The sequence below is a fragment of the Bacteroides sp. AF32-8BH genome, from assembly GCF_003435205.1.
In the GTDB taxonomy this organism is placed as follows: domain Bacteria; phylum Bacteroidota; class Bacteroidia; order Bacteroidales; family Bacteroidaceae; genus Bacteroides; species Bacteroides ovatus.
Genome location: NZ_QVLZ01000026.1, coordinates 79,988 through 98,152, shown reverse-complemented (window position 1 = coordinate 98,152; position 18,165 = coordinate 79,988). Strand labels below are relative to the sequence as shown.

Here is an 18,165-nt window from a genome sequence, read left to right as displayed (position 1 = left end):
CAGAACTGTAAAATATAAAAGAGGTTGTGCCAACGTTTTGACACAACCTCTTTCTTTACTTTTATCTAATTGTGGACTATCTTTTTGTAATTAATTTGGTCAGGAACCTGATCGGAAAATAACGTAATAAAACGCCCTTCCTTATTAAAGAGTGCATATAGGGTGACTTGATTGTCATCTGTCATCCCATAGCCGTCTTCATCCGCCCAGTATCTTCCGTCAGGTTGTACTGTCCAACTGAATACAGCCTTATCATCAACAAATGGATAGATAAAACTAGCGAATCTGTTTTCTTTAATGACATGTTCCATCGCGATGTCTTTTTCCCATTTACCATGAGCCAGTCTTGGGAAATTCACGAATTGTTGATTGCGAAGTATTTCTGCGCAAAAAGATGGATCGTCGTGTTTACGGAGTTCAACATTATGCCAGCAAAAACCGCCCATTCCGTTGCTTCCCTCTTCTGTCACGATATAGAAGCCGTCTCCCATTTCTTTTATATTCTTATTCATAATCATCTAAAATGATGAGATTAATAATTCTTGTTTTTAGTTGTTTTCTAATATAGATGAAGTATTAGTCTATAATCTATCAATAGAAAAGTTTTTTATTTATAGTGTTAGATTTACTTCTTACTCTTCATCTATATCAATATAAATGGTGAAGAGACAAAGATTGATATTTCATAAAGAGATAAATATCTTTTTAAGGGTAATGAAAATAATACATGAAACAATGAAAACATTAAAGAAAATTACATTTGGGCGAGCTCTTGGTCTTATTGCAGTGTTATGTGTATGCTGGGTAAGTATTCTTGTGAGTGTTGAATTTTACGCAGCGCGTAAGAGTTCAGAATATCTAGGTGATATCTATAGTAGTGAGTGTCACTCTTATATAAAAGATGGGAAATATAGGATTGAGAATATGGTTACAGGAAAAACTACGATCCAAGATATTGATTGGTTATTGAGTTCGGAGTCTTGTAGGGACACACTGGTGGTTTTCTCGAAGAACCGGAAACGTGGTTATTTTAATCGTTTCACCGGTGAAGCTGTCATTCCGGAACAATATGCACATGCTTGGGTCTTTTCCGAGGGATTGGCTGCTGTTGTATCGAGCGAAAAGGTTGGGTTTATAGATCGTCAAGGAAAGACAGTAATCGATTTTCAATTTCCTTATTTGAAAGATAATGCGAAGAGTGTGGCATTTGTTTTTCGTAATGGATATAGTAGCATGTACGATATGTCAGGTAAATGCGGAGTAATAGACAAGAAGGGTAAATGGGTGTTGGAACCTTCTTATGATTGTATACATACTCCCCAATATGGAAAGAGAATATTTGATGTTGGCAAACTTAGTGGTGTGCTTGACGACTCTTTACAGATACTTCTTCCTGCAGAATATAAATATATCCAGTTATTGGAGCATTATATGATTGCTGATAAACAAGATGGAAGTCAGGTACAGATTGGTTATGATGGAAAAGTATTGAATGAGAATATTTATAGTGGTGTTACCATATTGGAATATGACAGCTTTGAAAAAACGAAAGATGGAGGGGAGACGATTAAGAAACCGACAGGATTATATAGTTATAGTATGTACAATAGCTATGGTCTGATGGGACAAAATGGTAAACCTATAACTCCGGTTTTATATGATAATATTACGGCTATTAGCAAAGACTTGTTTTTATGTACATTAAAAGATAGCTATTCAAGTGTTATCATAGACAAGAAGGGAACTGTTATTCATAATGAAGCGGTTGATTTGTATTGAGTGTAGTTGTTTGGGAGTAGAAAATATAAAAAATAGAAGTATATTATGGAAACGAATAATCGTAGTCAACGGGAAAAAATATTGAGAAATTTTATTTCAGGCAGTGAATTTGCTGCTATACGGATTTCTTCTGTAGTCGGGGATCAGAACGATATCTTTTTATGTACGACTGCAACAGGAAATTTGCAATTAATTCGTTTAGGAGAGATCGGGTATTTTCGCTATAATTCAAAAGGAAGACAATGGGAAGCCATGTTGTATGCTGGGCATGTTTTAAAACTGAAAAGGAGTGTAAACTCACAAATGATATTAAACTATCATCCTTTTTTGACACAAATCAGTCAATCTTTTATTTTGAATATAAGTTATTTGGTGCTGATAAAGGAGAATAATTGTGTCTTGCTTCCTCCCTTTAACGCTGTGGAAAATTTACAGATTACTCCTCCTTTTTTGAGGAAGCTCAAAGAAAAATATCCGAGTTTCTGAGTATAAATAGTAGTTCTAAATAAAAAAATGCAGGATAAACACTTTTTTGAGAAGTATAATCATACTTTTTGTCCATTTGAATATGTTTGTTCATTTGGACGCTTTCTGTGCGTTTTTTAATAACGTATATTTGTATCGTATGCAATGAATGTGGTAATTTGAAATATGAGACAGGTCTTAAATAAAAAAATATGAACTATGGCTGCGATAAAGCCGAAAAGCACTCACAACAATAAAGTAATAAAACTTAGATATTAATAACCATGATTAAAGCAACAGATTTTATTCATCCTGAGGATGCAGCTGCATTGAGGCAGTTGGAAAGTATTCCCGGATTCCCGACCCTAGTGAAAAAGTTAATGTCAATGGGATTGGAACAACTGCAATATGGCGTTAATATGGCATCTGCAATTCGTTTATCACCGAGTCAATTGCCGAAACTGTATAATCGTCTGCCACCGATTTGTAAAAAGTTGGGTATTGAGCAACCGGAGTTCTATCTCTCTATGGATCCTAATCCTAACGCATGGACCTTTGGCGATACAAAGATTTTTATAACGATCACTTTCGGTTTGGTTGATATGATGACCGAAGAGGAGTTGGATGCAGTGATTGCCCATGAATGCGGGCATATCCTTTGTCATCATGTCTTGTATCATTCTATAGCTCATTATGTGATGGATGGTCTGGATTCGCTGGGCGTTTTGGGGAGTTTGGGAGCTCCTCTTCAATATGCGATTTTGTATTGGGAACGTAAAAGTGAGTTGTCCTGTGACAGAGCTGCCAGTATTGTGACTACTCCGGCCATAGTGGCAAGCACGATGGCTCGTCTATCCGGAGGTCCGACTTCTATAACAAAGAATATCGATATGGAGGAGTGGGCTAAACAGGCAGACCAATATGAGGCTATCCGTAATGACGGATTATGGAATAAGACATTGCAGGTAGCGGCAATAATGAATCAGAATCATCCGTTCTCGGCTGTGCGGGTTAAGGAAATCTTGAAATGGGGAAAAAGTTCTCAATATAAGACTATAGTAGATCATCTTTCGGCAGAAAAATCAGGCAAGGTATGCTCGAATTGCAAACAACCGATAGTGGATGGCTGGACCTATTGCAAACATTGTGGAAATAAACTTTAAATATAATAGCTTATGTTTTTTAATGAACAAGGAATGTTGAATTTAGACGAGGCGGTCATGAACCAGCCCACATTCAAGAAGATTATGGAAGATGGTATAGTTACTGAACAGGAGATCAAGGAACAGTCTGAAAGAATTGTTTCTATATTGAAGTCTATGGAAAAGAACTATACGGAAGAGCAACAGCGTGAAATTAAAGAATTGCTTGTTGAAGCCGGTGTGTTATTTACAACGAGCCAATATCATGCATTACAGTCATTACACTTTTAAAAAATAGAATTATGGGAACATTTGCAACAAAAAAGATACTTCAGGGTAATCCTTCTTTGATTCCTGTTATTGCTGAACAAATAAAAACAGAATTTGCGGCCGAGCAGTTTGAGGTACAAATAGATAATTTATTAAGTGGTGGTGTTGATATTTCTATATCAAAGGGCGGTTTATTTAAAGCTGTACTTGGTTTGAAGTCTGCATTGAAAGTCAGCTTGATACCTAAAGATAATGCAATAGCGTTTGAGGCTGGGATAGGGATCTTTGGTCAACAAGCTATTCCTACTATCATTTCTATGCTATTCTTCTGGCCGGTACTTATCACGCAAATTTGGGGGATAGTACAACAGTCCAAACTTGATGATAAGGCGCTCGAAATAGCTGAAGAGGTGCTAAAAAATCGGGATTCTTTTACAACTCTGAATTTGGATATTAACGGTATGGTATTCTGTACGAACTGCGGATATCGGAATATCAAAGGTGCAAAATTTTGTTCGGAATGTGGAAAGGCATTGTAAGGAGTTAAAAGCGATGGTTTTATTAAACCATCGCTTTTATGGTATTTAATTATATGAGTCCTAATACAATTTAGATTCAATATTGGGATATAAAAAATAGCAGTACAGAAATGTTTGCTCATACTAAATTCATAAGAACCGAATCATAAAATCAATATCATTTAAGAAGGTTTTTGTTATGTATATAACACCATTAAAATTCAAAAAAGTACTTGATTGGTTTTATCACCAGCAAAATTATAATTTTTGTAAGTAGCTTTGATTATAATGACAAGAACATTATAAAGGAAATAGTAGACGATGCTCGAAGAATCGACAGATTGACTGGTAAAGAAATCTGCTTTTTCTACTTTGTTGAGGAAAGGAATGAAATCGAAACTACAAATACTGCGACAGATGATCTTATGTATTGGATTATGAACGTGAAAGGCAGAGGCCCGATGTATGGAGCTGGTATTAACGTTACTATAGAGACCGTTGATGATATTTGTAAATCTGTAATATGGCAAAGCTCATTCACGAAATGCAGTTTTGATTACTTTGTACCGAATGATGTTGATGTGGACAAATTAAGTTGCGAGAGTGATATTTTGAAGTAATATAATTACTACCGTAATATGACAACTTTTGCTATTCCAACTTTTGAATAATGCCATACAATAAGAGTTTGTAAATGAAAAATTTTGATATATTTATTAGTTATCGTCGTCAAGGCGGTTATGACACGGCTAAACATCTCAATGATCTTTTAGTACGTGATGGTTATCGGGTTAGTTTTGATATTGATACCCTTAGGAATGGGGATTTTGATGTCCAGTTATTAAATCGCATAGATCAGTGTGAAGATTTTATTTTAATTGTTGATGAAAAAGCTTTTGAACGTACATTAGATGTGAACTTTAATCCTCAGAAAGATTGGTTGAGGAATGAACTAGCGTATGCTTTAGCAAAAAATAAGAATATAATTCCTGTCTTTTTATTGGGAGTGAAGGGGTTTCCGGAGGGATTGCCTTCAGATGTGTCGGGAGTTGTGAAGAAAAATGGACCGGAATATAATAGATATTATTTTAATGAGTTCTATGACGTATTAAAAGAGCGATTTATAAAGTCAAAGCCGGTCAGATTTAGTGGAAAATGGATACTGGCTGCCTGTGTGCTAATTGTGATGGCTGCTATATTGTTCTTTATGTTGAATTCTTCTAGAGAACCGAAATATAATGAGGAAACATCAAAAGATGCTTCTCAAATTATTGACAATAATGTAGATATCATATTCTATGGGAAAGCAGATGAAGGCTTATTCTATAATAATTTATATGCAAAAGTAGATGGGTATGAGTATAAAATAGATATTCCTTCTGATATGTGTATGGATATTGTCGCACAAGAAGATTTTGATGGTGATGGAATTAAAGACGCTTTGATTGAGAACATACAGGCTTGTGGAGGGAATGCTATCGGTAGTTCTTTCTTTTTTGTGAAATATACTGGTACGGGTTTCTTTACAATAACGAATGAGTTTGGAAATAACGTAAATGAAACGCCCAAGATTGAAAGATGGAATGGGAAACTATCTGTTTTGATAATTGATTGTAATGAGGGTTATAACACTGAAAGAAATGTAGAGTTACGTGAACGATTCGTTTTGCAACAAGGAAGAGCTGTGAGAGTGGAATCCTCGAAGAAGAATTCTATTACGACGATAAAAGAAATAAGTGTACAGGATTTCCATAATGGAAAAGAGAATGAAACAATTTCAATGACTTATGACCTTGATGGAAATGGGATAATGGATCAAATTGATTGTACTTATTGGGATAGATGGGATGCTTTACTTTTTAATATAACTGTTAATGGTAAGCAGACAGAATATCACACCGGATATTCCCGAATAGGAATCACAGAGAATAAGACAGATGGATTTCATGATTTAATTTGTGGAGATAATACGATTTATCGTTGGTCCGGTGAAGTTTATGAGGAAAAAGAGGAGAGGAAAAGCCATTAATTTTCTTCAAAAGAATAGAAAAGAATAAAATAAACAAGAGACGTCGTAACAACCTATCCATAAAACGATTATATTTATTGCAGCGAGAGAGCACTTTAAGTAATGCTTAAGAGGAAAAACGAAAAGTAGTATATATACTATATATTTTCTATTATTAATTACTTAAACACATTTTTTATGGAAGCCAAGAAATCAAAAAAGGCTGCAATTGAGAATCAACGGGGTTCTTGGTTGTTGATGGGTTTGGTTGTTGCGCTAGCCTTCATGTTCGTTTCGTTCGAATGGACACAACATGATGTCAGAGTTGCAGCACTATCACCAGATGATGAATCCATCTTTGTAACAGAGCTAGTTCCAATCACATTCCCTGAAGAGAAACTGGAACCGCCTCCTCCTCCCGAAACTAAGGTAACAGAATTGTTCGAAATAGTGGAAAACAATATGGAGGTGACGGATAACGTTTCTACAGTGTCAGAGGATATGAATGCAGTTCATGATGTTATTTGGATACCCCCAGTGGTAGAAACAGAAACGGTAGTTGAAGACGTTATTCACGTAAGTGTTGAAGTCATGCCGGAGTTTATTGGAGGTACAGCTGCTTTAATGAAATATTTAAGTAGTAATATCAAATATCCAACGATTTCGCAGGAAACTGGTTCACAAGGAAAAGTCATTGTTCAGTTTGTTGTAGACAAAGACGGAACGATTTCCAATCCTGAAGTTGTGCGAGGGGTTGATCCTTATTTGGATAAAGAAGCTATCCGCGTGATAAGTTCTATGCCGAAATGGACTCCCGGAGTGCAAAATGGTAAGAAAGTACGAGTGAAATTTACTGTACCGGTATCATTCAGACTACAGTAGTAACTTGGAATAAATGAGTATGAGGGTCGGTTCTTTATGGGAACCGACCCTTTTTCAATAAAAAAATATATCTTTGTCGGGAGAATAAAAATACGAATGATTGTTTTATGAATCTTCTACTCTGTATAAAAAGACCTTTTATCTGGCTTTCCCGCTTTCGTTATCGTTGCGGATATGGCGTACATTCCCCTTTTGCTTTTAGTCTGATTACCGATGTGATTTATGAGAAGATGCCTTACTATGCCTATTCTTCTTTGAAAAAAGAACAGAAAAAGATGATAAGAGAGCGTGGGTGGACTAAAGGTTCTCAAAAGGTAAACCGTTTCCTGTTCCGGTTGGTGAACAGAGTACAGCCTGATACGATTATAGAAGTTGGGCGTCCTTCCTCCACAACCCTCTACTTACAGTCTGCTAAACCATCGGCTTCCTACCTTTTTGCTTCCGACTTGTCGGAACTGTTTCTGGATGCAGACACTTCAGTCGACTTTTTGTATCTGAATGACTACCGGAATCCCGACTTACTGGAAGAAGTCTTCCGGGTTTGTGCACATCGTGCCACTCCTAAAAGTGTATTTGTAGTCCATGGCATCTGCTATTCCAAAGAGATGAAAGCACTTTGGAAAAAGCTGCAGGCTGATGAAAGAGTAGGCATCACCTTTGACCTCTACGACGTCGGTTTACTATTTTTTGATAAAACGAAGATAAAACAGCAGTATATTGTCAACTTCTAAGAACCTTTGTACGTTTACCTTATAATAAGTAAAAAAGAAGATTATGAAAAAGAGCCTTGTATATACAAAGACCGGAGATAAAGGAACTACCAGTCTTGTCGGCGGAAGTCGCGTTCCAAAGACCCATATCCGTCTGGAAGCTTACGGAACTGTGGATGAACTAAATTCTCATCTAGGATGGTTGAATACCTATCTGCAAGATGAATCAGACCGTGATTTCATTTTGAGTATTCAGCATAAGCTATTTGCCATCGGTTCACATCTGGCCACCGACCAGGAAAAAACGCAACTGAAGGCTGCCAGCATCATAACTCCCGAAAACGTGGAGAATATTGAGCGGGAGATTGATAAGCTGGACGAACAACTGCCCGAACTTTGCGCTTTCATCATTCCCGGCGGGAGTCGTGGAGCAGCCGTTTGTCATGTTTGCCGTACTATTTGCAGGAGAGCCGAGAGACGTATTCTGGCTTTATCCGAAACTTGTACAATTTCTCCCGAAGTATTAGCATTTGTCAACAGATTATCAGATTATTTGTTTGTATTATCCCGAAAAATTAATTTTGATGAGCAAAATAATGAAATATTTTGGGATAATAGTTGGAAATGATAGATTTTATTATACTTTTGCCGAAAAATAGAAAACGAGACAAATTTAGTATTCATTTTAAATACTCAAGATTATGTATTGGACATTGGAACTAGCATCAAAACTTGAAGATGCTCCCTGGCCGGCAACCAAGGACGAATTGATTGATTATGCCATGCGTTCGGGTGCTCCTCTTGAAGTTATTGAGAATCTCCAAGAGATGGAAGATGAGGGCGAAATCTATGAGAGTATCGAAGATATTTGGCCGGATTATCCTAGTAAGGAGGATTTCTTCTTTAACGAGGAAGAGTATTGATTTAAAAAGACCGAACATATAAGAATACCCGATAACTGTTGTAAGAAGCTATCGGGTATTTTTTATTGTCATCTCGGTTTCTTGCTTTAGAATTAGAATACAGGCATCTGCCAGATAAATCCTACAGAAATACGGTTAGTACTGTAATTCTCCTGTCCCAGCACCTTGGCGCGGGAAGTGAAATCATACGAACGTCCTACGTAGGTAACAAAGAAGTGCAGATTGGTTTCCATCGGGTAATATTCGATACCGCCCAGATATCCCCAGGAGGTACGGTAATTTCCCTTTTCTATACCTTCGGACGCCTTGCCTACGGAAGCCGTCTCGTACATACCCTTCACAAAAACATTCCATTTCGGAAGAAAGCGGTAATTACACTTGGCAACAACCGAAAGATAGTTCGCATCAAAAGCATTATGACCGCCCGGACGACCTACGATACTGGTAATGATTCCCTTCCGGTCAATATCCTCTTTTGAATACATGAAATCGACAAAAGCATTCCATTTTCCAAGATTCAACTCGTTACCTAAAGCATAATAATACATATTGTGACTTTTGGCCTCGTTCATAACAGAAGCCGACCAACGGGTTTTAAATACATTATTGAAATTACCGTTCCAGTTTAATGTATAAACCAGTGGCATTTTGCCCGATTTCAGATCGGGGAGATTACCTTCGGCATCTTCTGTGATTCCGTAAGTATTATCGAAAGAACTGTTACGGCTGTTCAATATCTGCAGGTTAAGCTGCTGTTCGGGAGTAATGTTATAACCCACATTCAATCCGGTCATGAAATTACTCATGTAATCAATCATATCACTGTATTGATAGATGTCAATCGGATTCAGGTCGAACTCGATACCACCGTATGCGGCACATTGCTTTCCTGCAAAAAGACTAAACTGGTCATTCAGCTTGATACCGATTCCGGCATAGTCGATAGAAGTCGGGAGGTTATCAATCATGCCGTTTGCATCGTTCGAGCGGTTGAGGCGCTGACGATAGCGGTAAGACAGCCAGTTGTTGATATTTCCTTTGGCTTCGATACGAAGCTGGTGCATATTAAAGTCACCCTCCTGAAAACCATTCTGGAAATGAGCGTCAAAGCTCCCTTGCATATTCAGATAAAGATTGAATTTATCTGTTTTCTTTTTCACGTCTGTCAGCTCTTCAAACAGGGGAGTGTTCGGATTGAATTTCTCCTTTTTCTCTGTTTTTTGAGCATATATTCCCTGTATGCTACCCGCGAGGAGCAGCATGAATATCCATTTTTTCATAAGTAAGTCAGGTTTTTAGTATTCGTTGAAATATTGCTGAATCTGTTTCCAGTCTGTAGTTTTTGTTAGTGCAAGCATTAACAAAACACGAGATTTCTGCGGGTTCAGTTCCTGCGAAGCCACAAACTGATATTTGGCGTCGTCCACCTCTGCATCCAGTGTGGTGGGTCCGGTCGGGACACGGGAAGAACGAACGACAAGAATACCTTTTTGGCGGGCATCCGTCAGTACCGGGAAGATGTTCTGGTGAATATTTCCGTTTCCTACTCCTGCGTGGATGATGCCTTTGTACCCGTTGCTAAGCATCGGAGTTACCATATCGGCCTCAATGTTGGAATAGCTGTACACGATACCTACTTTAGGAAGCGCGTTCAGATGAGTGACATCAAAAACGGACTGGGTAGTATGTTTCTTTAGCGTTACTTGGTTGTAGAACACTTTTCCGTTCAGTACATAACCCAGTGCGCCGGAGTTGGGAGCCTGGAAAGTTTGTACATCGACCGTATTCATTTTAACCGTGCTCTGCGCTCCGAGGATCAGGCCGTTCATGGCAACCAATACCCCTTTGTCTTTCGATTCTTTTGCGGCTGCGGTAACAACGGCATTGTAAAGGTTCAACGGGCCGTCGGCACTTAGAGCGGTAGACGGACGCATGGCGCCTACTAATACCACCGGTTTGTCACTCTTGACAGTCAGATTCAGGAAGTAAGCAGTTTCCTCCATGGTGTCTGTTCCGTGAGTAATCACGATGCCGTCAATGTCCGGGCGTTTCAGTAGTTCATTGATTTTCTTGGCAAGCGTCAACCAAACCTGGTCGTTCATGTCCTGCGAACCGATTTTGACAATCTGTTCTCCGGTTACGTTGGCGATGTCTTTAATTTCGGGTACAGCATCGAGCAGTGCGCCGATGGCAACTTGTCCTGCCGTATAACTGGTTCCGGTAGCCGAGCTTCCCGTACCTGCGATGGTTCCTCCCGTAGCAAGAATATGAATATTCGGTTTTGCGGCGAATGCCATAGTTACGGAAAACAGTAGTGTGACTACTACCAGTCCAAAGCTTTTGAATTGTTTCATAACTGAATGATGTTTAGGTTAATAATATGATCTATTAGAATATTTGTATAAAAAGCAAACCTAGTGCAATAGCCACAACGGTCGATACCAGACCGGGCATCATGAACGAATGATTCAACACATATTTGCCGATTTTTGTTGTCCCGGTACGGTCGAAATTAATCGCAGCCACCACGGTAGGATAATTCGGAATAAAGAAATATCCGTTCACGGCCGGGAATAAAGCGATCAGCATATAAGGAGAAATCCCTAACGCAATGCCCAGAGGGACGAGTGCCCGTACAGTGGCAGCCTGGCTATATAGCAGGATAGACATCACAAACAGGGCGACACCGAACAACCACGGCATTTGTTGCACAATTCCCTGGATAGAGAGAGTCAGCTGTCCCATATTTCCCTGAAGAAAGGTATCTCCCATCCAGGCAATACCGAAGATGGCAATCACCGCCTGCATACCTGCCGGAAATACAGAACCTTGCGTTGCTTTGATCCCGTCTGTCTTCGTTACTAGCAGGATAATTGCGGCAGCCGACAACATCACGATTTCGATGATAGAAGACATTCCCAAGGTGACAATTTCCCCATCAATCAGGAAACTGGGGCGCATTCCTTCAAAAGAACCGAAAAGCACGATAAAAGCAGTTGCCAATATAAAGATGATAACGGAAATCATTGCCGAACGTTTGTTCTTGACACTTTTAATCTCCACCTTTTTATTGTTGAATAAACCTTCTTTCAATCTTTTCTGATACTCGGGATCTTCCACCAGTTCCTTACCGATTCTCATGGAAAACAAGGCGCCTACCAACACTCCAATGATGGTGGCGGGAATCGTAATTTTGAGAATGTCGAACAGGGTAATGTCGAATCCGGCTAAAAGTCCGAGAAGTGCCACGGTAGCGGCAGAGATCGGACTTGCCGTAATGGCCTGCTGGGAAGCGATGACGGCAATACCTAACGGACGTTCCGGACGGATTTTTGTTTCGGTGGCAACCTCTGCAATTACCGGCAGTACGGAATAAGCCACGTGTCCGGTTCCGGCTACAAAAGTAAAGAGGTAAGTCACCAGCGGACTAAGCAGAGTGACGTGTGAAGGATTTTTACGAAGCAAATGTTCTGCCAGTTTCACCATATAGTCCAAACCTCCGGCCGCCTGCATACAGGAAGCGGCAGAGATTACGGCGGCAATCATTAACATAACGTCGATGGGAGGCGCAGTGGGTTGTAAACCAAAAACGAACGTGAGTATTGCCAACCCTACGCCTCCCATTACGCCAAGTCCGATACCTCCCAGGCGTGCGCCAATAATAATGGCTGTCAGAACAAATGCTAATTGTAATATCATAGATTGCTGTTTTAAATTCAAAAACAAAGATAAGCGATTCTTCTCTTTGTATTTTCTTTTTCTTCTATTTACAACAAAAAAGTCTTTGAATAGTTTTTGCATATTTATTAAAACAATAACATCGTTGGTTGGTTATTATAAGAACTAACGAAAACGTTATTACTATAAAACAACCGATATGGAACAAAATTTATCAAAAAAAACTCGTACAGAGAGTGACCTGATAGGTAGTCGTGAAGTGCCGGAAAGTGCACTTTATGGAGTACAGACACTCCGTGGCATTGAAAACTTTCGCATCAGCAAGTTTCATTTGAATGAATATCCTTTGTTCATTCAGGCATTGGCTATTACGAAGATGGGAGCCACCGTTGCCAACCGTGAACTGGACTTATTAACTGAAGAACAAGCGGATGCTATCTTGAGAGCCTGTAAAGAAATACTCGAAGGAAAGCATCACGAGCAGTTCCCGGTAGATATGATTCAGGGAGGAGCCGGTACGACCACCAACATGAATGCCAATGAAGTGATTGCCAACCGGGCATTGGAACTGATGGGGCATCAGCGGGGAGAGTATCAATTCTGTTCGCCTAACGATCACGTCAACCGTTCGCAATCCACCAACGATGCTTATCCTACAGCCATTCACATTGGACTGTATTATACTCATTTGAAATTGGTTAAGCATTTGGAGGTTCTGATCGAGTCTTTCCGGAAGAAAGCGAATGAGTTTGCACATGTCATCAAAATGGGGCGTACCCAATTGGAAGATGCCGTACCGATGACTCTTGGGCAAACCTTTAATGGCTTTGCAAGTATTTTGTCACATGAAGTAAAGAACCTTGATTTTGCTGCACAAGATTTTCTGGCAGTCAATATGGGAGCAACAGCCATTGGAACAGGAATCACTGCCGAACCGGAATATGCGGAGAAGTGCATTGCCGCTTTGCGCAAGATTACGGGATTGGATATCAAACTAGCAGACGATTTGGTGGGAGCTACTTCGGACACTTCCTGCATGGTAGGTTATTCGGGAGTGATGAGGCGTATTGCTGTTAAAATGAATAAGATATGTAACGACTTGCGGTTGCTGGCTTCCGGTCCGCGTTGTGGATTGGGAGAAATCAATCTGCCGGCAATGCAGCCGGGCTCATCCATCATGCCCGGAAAAGTGAATCCGGTGATTCCTGAAGTGATGAACCAGGTGGCTTACAAGGTAATAGGAAATGACCTTTGTGTGGCCATGAGCGGTGAAGCAGCTCAAATGGAACTGAATGCAATGGAGCCGGTGATGGCACAATGCTGTTTCGAGTCTGCCGATTTACTAATGAATGGTTTTGACACTTTGCGCACCTTATGCATCGACGGCATTACGGCTAATGAAGAAAAATGCCGGAGAGATGTGCATAACAGCATTGGAGTAGTGACAGCCCTGAATCCGGTGATCGGATATAAGAACTCTACTAAAATAGCCAAAGAAGCATTGGAAACAGGGAAGGGAGTTTATGAACTTGTTTTGGAACATAACATTCTTTCCAAGGAAGACCTGGATACTATCTTAAAACCGGAAAATATGATTAAACCGGTGAAGTTGGACATTCACCCGAATCGTTGATTGATATATAGTAAGTGGAGATTGGTTTAAGATGAGATATCGCCGGGCAAATCATTGATCTGTTCCGGCGATTTTTGATTATTTATTACTTTGACCTTATACGGGAATAATTGCTAATTCATCCGGCGAAATGGTTATTGTTTATTACTTCGAAAGCGACGAACTTTGCAATATCATTCGTTGTTAACCTAATAAGCAAGTCTTGAACCCATTAAAAGTTATATAGATATGAATGCATTTGATGTTATTATTATCGGTTTCGGTAAGGGAGGAAAGACCCTTGCGGCAGAGTTTGCAAAACGTGGGCGGAAAGTTGCCATTGTTGAACGTTCTGATAAAATGTATGGAGGGACGTGTATCAATATCGGATGTATTCCGACAAAGACGCTGGTTCATCAGGCTAAAATTGCTTCCGGCATGAAGAATTCGACGTTTGAAAAAAGAAGAGAGTTTTATCGCAATGCTATTGCTGTGAAGGAGTCTGTGACAAGTGCGTTGAGAGATAAGAATTACCATAATCTGGCAGATCATCCTAATGTAACAGTTTATACAGGTGTAGGTTCTTTTGTATCTGCCGATGTGGTTTCCGTCCGTACATCTACTGAAGAAATATGGTTAACATCAAAGCAAATAATTATCAACACCGGAGCGGAAACAATTATTCCGCCTATTGAAGGAATTGCGGACAATTCTTTGGTTTATACCAGTACTTCAATCATGGAATTAACCGATCTTCCCCGTCGGCTGGTTATTGTTGGCGGCGGTTATATTGGTTTAGAGTTTGCGTCTATGTATGCTTCGTTCGGTTCGCAGGTGACGGTGCTTGAGAGTTATCCGGAACTGATTGCTCGTGAAGATCGTGACATTGCTGCAAGTGTGAAGGAAGCATTGGAGAAAAAAGGTATTGTTTTTCGGATGAACGCGAAGGTACAATCTGTGAAGTATGTTGAAAATAGGGCTGTCGTTGTTTTTTCTGACTCACAAACAGGTGAAGCGTTCGGACTTGAAGCTGATGCTGTCTTGTTGGCTACGGGGCGCAAACCCAATACGAAAGATCTGAATCTGGAAGTTGCCGGAGTGGAGACGGACGCGCGTGGAGCGATCATTGTGGATGAATATCTGAAAACAACTAATCCGAATATACGCGCCGTGGGTGATGTGAAAGGTGGTTTGCAGTTTACTTATATTTCATTAGATGATTATCGGATTATCCGTGAAGATTTGTTTGGAGATAAGGAGCGGAAAACAAGTGACCGTAATCCGGTTGCTTACTCCGTATTTATTGATCCTCCAATGGCGCGTATCGGATTGAATGAGGATGAGGCTCGTAAGCAGGATTTGGATGTGATTATCAAGAGATTGCCTGTTATGGCGATACCGAGAGCAAAGACATTGGGAGAGACGGACGGTCTGTTGAAAGCTGTCATTGATAAGAATACGGGAAAAATAGTAGGTTGTATGCTGTTTGCGCCTGATGCCGGCGAAGTCATCAATATAGTTGCCATGGCAATGAAAACAGGTCAGGATTATACTTTCCTGCGTGATTTCATCTTTACTCATCCCAGCATGAGCGAAGCGTTGAATGATCTGTTCTCATAGAGTAGTAAGAATACGTCTTTCTAGTCGCATACGCTGTGTGTGGATCATCCTGATTTCAGTTGTCGGGTAAGTTGTGTTTTTCCCGTGATTACTGGTTGGCTAATTTCCGGTCAGCAGCAGCTTAAATTTGTTTCATAGCTTCAGATAATTTGTTTAGAGGCTTGAAACAATCTGTTCGCAGGCTTGAAACTAAAGTTTCCCCTATGGGGAAACCATTGTCTCTCACCGGGAAACTGTTAGTATCATTATATGAAAAACTGTACTTCGTCCTATTGGAAACTGGAACTTTCCTAATGGATAAGCCATTTGCAATCTTATTATGGTATGATGCTTTCATCTGTATCTATACGCTCGTTTCACCTGTTGTTTCAGATGATATTAAACCATTGATCAGGTATTATCACTCCATTTCCCATGTGTTAATACCTGATTTTTCAACTATTAATGGCTGAAGTCTACAGTGTTAATACTTGAGGTGATAGCTGTTAATACTTCTTGCGGAAATAATTAATGTTCAGTATATCAGATGATAACAGTTTGTTGTAGGTGCAGATTAGTGGAAGCGCTTACGTGATGGCAGGGTGAGGGTAAAAGTTCCCCTCACCCTGCCATCATTTTTTTACCCTCACACCTGTAATGCCGATGAATAAAGGGATTGAACCAATGGGTGAGGGTGTGAGGGTAAAAACTGCTATAACTTTTATTTGTGAGAAATATTTCCATAATCAAGAACGAGAAGTAGAGCCGTCTTTTGTCAGATTCATTTTAATACATAACTTCCAGTATTTATTTCCATATTTCGACTGCGTTTCAAAAAAAACATATATCTTTGCCGTACGCTTTCAGCCCATCAGCGTGATGGAATAGGCAGAAGGCGGTTTTTATTTCCATTATGGAGTAAAAGCGTATTATCTCTCGATCTTAGAAATAGCCAATCCAAACAAAGAGAGATGATACGGTAGATACTCCACGTGAACGGATGTATATCAACATATTCGTAAGAGATGTGTTATATATAAACGATTGACGTGGGTGTCTGCTGTTATCATTATCTTTTGTGCGGGTGTAGCTAGCCTTAAGATCGGATAATGGTACAGCAGCATCTGCGTCTTTCTTGTATTCGGCCGGTAATAAATTGCCCCAATTTAACCTAGCCAATCCCCACCCGGCAGACTGCAAAAAAGCGTGGATGCCCGTTGTGCTAATATACATGAATAAAATATTATTCATCCCTTATTTGTATCACACATGAAAAAACAAACGCTATGGCACAATGGATTAGTATAGAAGAGGCAGCCGCAAAGTACGGATTCGAGACAGAATATATCTGGGTCTTGATAGAGATGCGAGAAATCACTGTGGACTACGAAAGGTCGGGCATCGACATCATCAGTGATGACAGTGTTCAGGAGTTTATGAGTCGAAATGAAAAAGGGGCTACCTTGATGTATATCGAAAAACTGGAACGATATTGCATAGATAAATCAAAACTTTGTTCAATATACCTATCACTTTTAGGAAAACAGGACAAAGAAATCACAAGATATAAAGCAGCCGGAATCCTCTATGATACCTTACAAATCAAATGGCTGAAACAATGTGACCGGTTGCGGAAGTTGGAAAAAGAACTCGTCTTGGGGCAGACTACTTGCTGTACCTGTTGGCTGAAAAGAATCTGTATGAAAATCAGGAAGTAAAATCGGATTAATTCAATACTTATTTGCTAAAATATCAATTGCTTCATAACCGTACCAATTAGATAAAATCGAACTTATAAGAAATTCTTATTAGTTCGTCAGGAGGGACAACGACGTCTTTAAATGAACAAACAACCAATAATTTGTGTTTATTTAATCTAAATATATATCTTTGTCCCGAATTATAAACACGTAAATTTATGAAAAAGATTTTTGGTGCTTTAATGATTGCTATATGTATAGCTATGGCAATGCCTGCTCAGGCGCAGATACACTTTGGTGTAAAGGGAGGTTTGAACTTGTCAAAGGCGAGTTTCTCTAATGTGAGCGAAAACTTTAAAAAGGATAATTTCACAGGTTTCTTTATCGGTCCGATGGCCGAGTTTAATATTCCAATCGTAGGGTTGGGAGTAGATGCATCTTTGCTTTTTGCTCAACGGGGTATCAAAGTTTCAGAAGGGAATGATGATATTACTGTTAAACAAAACGGTATTGATATTCCTGTAAACCTGAAATATACCATTGGCTTGGGAAGTCTGGCTGGTATTTATCTGGCTGCAGGTCCTGACTTTTATTTCGATTTTGAAAAGAAATCGGGAATTGATAAGAAGAAAGCTGAAGTAGGTATCAATGTGGGTGCCGGTTTGAAGTTGCTGAACCATTTGCAGGTGGGTGCTAATTACAATATCCCATTGGGTAATACTGCTGATATTGAAGGAACAAATGCTTCTTATAAGACTAAGACTTGGCAAGTATCTGTGGCCTATATTTTTTAAGTAGTCTATCACTTTACATAGTATATGAAAAAGAGTTTCCGATAACCGGAAACTCTTTTTTGTTTGGGATTGTCCTGTTGCGCTC

19 protein-coding genes are annotated in these 18,165 nt (G+C 39.6%); 14 read left to right on the top strand and 5 right to left on the bottom strand.

Translation table 11 applies throughout. The features are described 5' to 3' along the window. Nucleotides 1-65: 65 nt before the first annotated feature. Complete coding sequence (locus tag DWZ47_RS18575; RefSeq protein ID WP_147330788.1) at nt 66-512, bottom strand: hypothetical protein; 447 nt, start codon at nt 510-512, stop codon at nt 66-68. A gap of 412 nt (nt 513-924) precedes the next feature. Here DWZ47_RS18575 and DWZ47_RS18570 point away from each other — a divergent pair, with 412 nt between their 5' ends. From DWZ47_RS18570 to DWZ47_RS18520, 10 genes are all read left to right on the top strand, one after another. After that, complete coding sequence (locus DWZ47_RS18570; RefSeq protein WP_233525073.1) at nt 925-1,779, top strand: WG repeat-containing protein; 855 nt, start codon at nt 925-927, stop codon at nt 1,777-1,779. A 45-nt stretch (nt 1,780-1,824) separates the two neighbouring features. Then, a complete protein-coding gene (locus tag DWZ47_RS18565) occupies nt 1,825-2,265 on the top strand; it encodes a LytTR family transcriptional regulator (protein ID WP_117514068.1) in 441 nt (146 codons plus the stop codon). Nucleotides 2,266-2,528: 263 nt separating this feature from the next. After that, on the top strand, nt 2,529-3,407 hold the full coding sequence (locus DWZ47_RS18560) for a M48 family metallopeptidase (RefSeq protein ID WP_117514066.1): 879 nt from the start codon (nt 2,529-2,531) through the stop codon (nt 3,405-3,407). Nucleotides 3,408-3,419: 12 nt separating this feature from the next. Beyond that, on the top strand, nt 3,420-3,677 hold the full coding sequence (locus DWZ47_RS18555) for a hypothetical protein (protein WP_004302378.1): 258 nt from the start codon (nt 3,420-3,422) through the stop codon (nt 3,675-3,677). Nucleotides 3,678-3,688: 11 nt separating this feature from the next. Beyond that, nucleotides 3,689-4,195, top strand: a complete 507-nt coding sequence (locus DWZ47_RS18550) for a zinc ribbon domain-containing protein (RefSeq protein WP_117514064.1) — start codon at nt 3,689-3,691, stop codon at nt 4,193-4,195. Between the two features lie 673 nt (nt 4,196-4,868). Beyond that, the gene (locus DWZ47_RS18540) at nt 4,869-6,203 is read left to right on the top strand and encodes a toll/interleukin-1 receptor domain-containing protein (protein WP_117514062.1); all 1,335 of its coding nucleotides are present in this window, start codon (nt 4,869-4,871) and stop codon (nt 6,201-6,203) included. A 177-nt stretch (nt 6,204-6,380) separates the two neighbouring features. Continuing rightward, entirely contained in the window at nt 6,381-7,064 is a 684-nt protein-coding gene (locus DWZ47_RS18535) for an energy transducer TonB (protein ID WP_004302368.1), read from the top strand. Nucleotides 7,065-7,171: 107 nt separating this feature from the next. Next, a complete protein-coding gene (locus tag DWZ47_RS18530) occupies nt 7,172-7,795 on the top strand; it encodes a hypothetical protein (protein WP_004302367.1) in 624 nt (207 codons plus the stop codon). A gap of 43 nt (nt 7,796-7,838) precedes the next feature. After that, a complete protein-coding gene (locus tag DWZ47_RS18525; RefSeq protein ID WP_004302366.1) occupies nt 7,839-8,402 on the top strand; it encodes a cob(I)yrinic acid a,c-diamide adenosyltransferase in 564 nt (187 codons plus the stop codon). Nucleotides 8,403-8,475: 73 nt separating this feature from the next. Beyond that, nucleotides 8,476-8,697, top strand: coding sequence for a DUF2795 domain-containing protein (locus DWZ47_RS18520; RefSeq protein WP_002558131.1), 222 nt, complete (start codon nt 8,476-8,478; stop codon nt 8,695-8,697). Nucleotides 8,698-8,789: 92 nt separating this feature from the next. Here DWZ47_RS18520 and DWZ47_RS18515 read toward each other — a convergent pair whose 3' ends face one another. From DWZ47_RS18515 to DWZ47_RS18505, 3 genes are read right to left on the bottom strand one after another with little or no spacing between them, the layout of a single operon-like run. Beyond that, on the bottom strand, nt 8,790-9,977 hold the full coding sequence (locus tag DWZ47_RS18515; RefSeq protein ID WP_004296387.1) for a porin: 1,188 nt from the start codon (nt 9,975-9,977) through the stop codon (nt 8,790-8,792). Nucleotides 9,978-9,992: 15 nt separating this feature from the next. Beyond that, a complete protein-coding gene (gene ansB, locus DWZ47_RS18510; RefSeq protein ID WP_004296386.1) occupies nt 9,993-11,051 on the bottom strand; it encodes an L-asparaginase 2 in 1,059 nt (352 codons plus the stop codon). A 34-nt stretch (nt 11,052-11,085) separates the two neighbouring features. After that, nucleotides 11,086-12,396: an anaerobic C4-dicarboxylate transporter family protein gene (locus tag DWZ47_RS18505; RefSeq protein ID WP_004302365.1), complete on the bottom strand. Its 1,311-nt coding sequence runs from the start codon at nt 12,394-12,396 to the stop codon at nt 11,086-11,088. A gap of 178 nt (nt 12,397-12,574) precedes the next feature. Between DWZ47_RS18505 and DWZ47_RS18500 the strand changes: the two genes are divergently transcribed. Together DWZ47_RS18500 and DWZ47_RS18495 are read left to right on the top strand one after the other, a co-directional pair. Then, a complete protein-coding gene (locus tag DWZ47_RS18500) occupies nt 12,575-14,008 on the top strand; it encodes an aspartate ammonia-lyase (protein ID WP_004310906.1) in 1,434 nt (477 codons plus the stop codon). Between the two features lie 228 nt (nt 14,009-14,236). Then, the gene (locus tag DWZ47_RS18495) at nt 14,237-15,607 is read left to right on the top strand and encodes an FAD-dependent oxidoreductase (protein WP_117514060.1); all 1,371 of its coding nucleotides are present in this window, start codon (nt 14,237-14,239) and stop codon (nt 15,605-15,607) included. Nucleotides 15,608-16,528: 921 nt separating this feature from the next. Here DWZ47_RS18495 and DWZ47_RS18480 read toward each other — a convergent pair. Next, a complete protein-coding gene (locus DWZ47_RS18480) occupies nt 16,529-16,819 on the bottom strand; it encodes a hypothetical protein (protein ID WP_032852397.1) in 291 nt (96 codons plus the stop codon). Between the two features lie 53 nt (nt 16,820-16,872). Between DWZ47_RS18480 and DWZ47_RS18475 the strand changes: the two genes are divergently transcribed. Next, nucleotides 16,873-17,304, top strand: coding sequence for a hypothetical protein (locus DWZ47_RS18475; protein WP_004310904.1), 432 nt, complete (start codon nt 16,873-16,875; stop codon nt 17,302-17,304). A 200-nt stretch (nt 17,305-17,504) separates the two neighbouring features. After that, complete coding sequence (locus DWZ47_RS18470; RefSeq protein WP_004296378.1) at nt 17,505-18,080, top strand: porin family protein; 576 nt, start codon at nt 17,505-17,507, stop codon at nt 18,078-18,080. Nucleotides 18,081-18,165 lie beyond the last annotated feature (85 nt).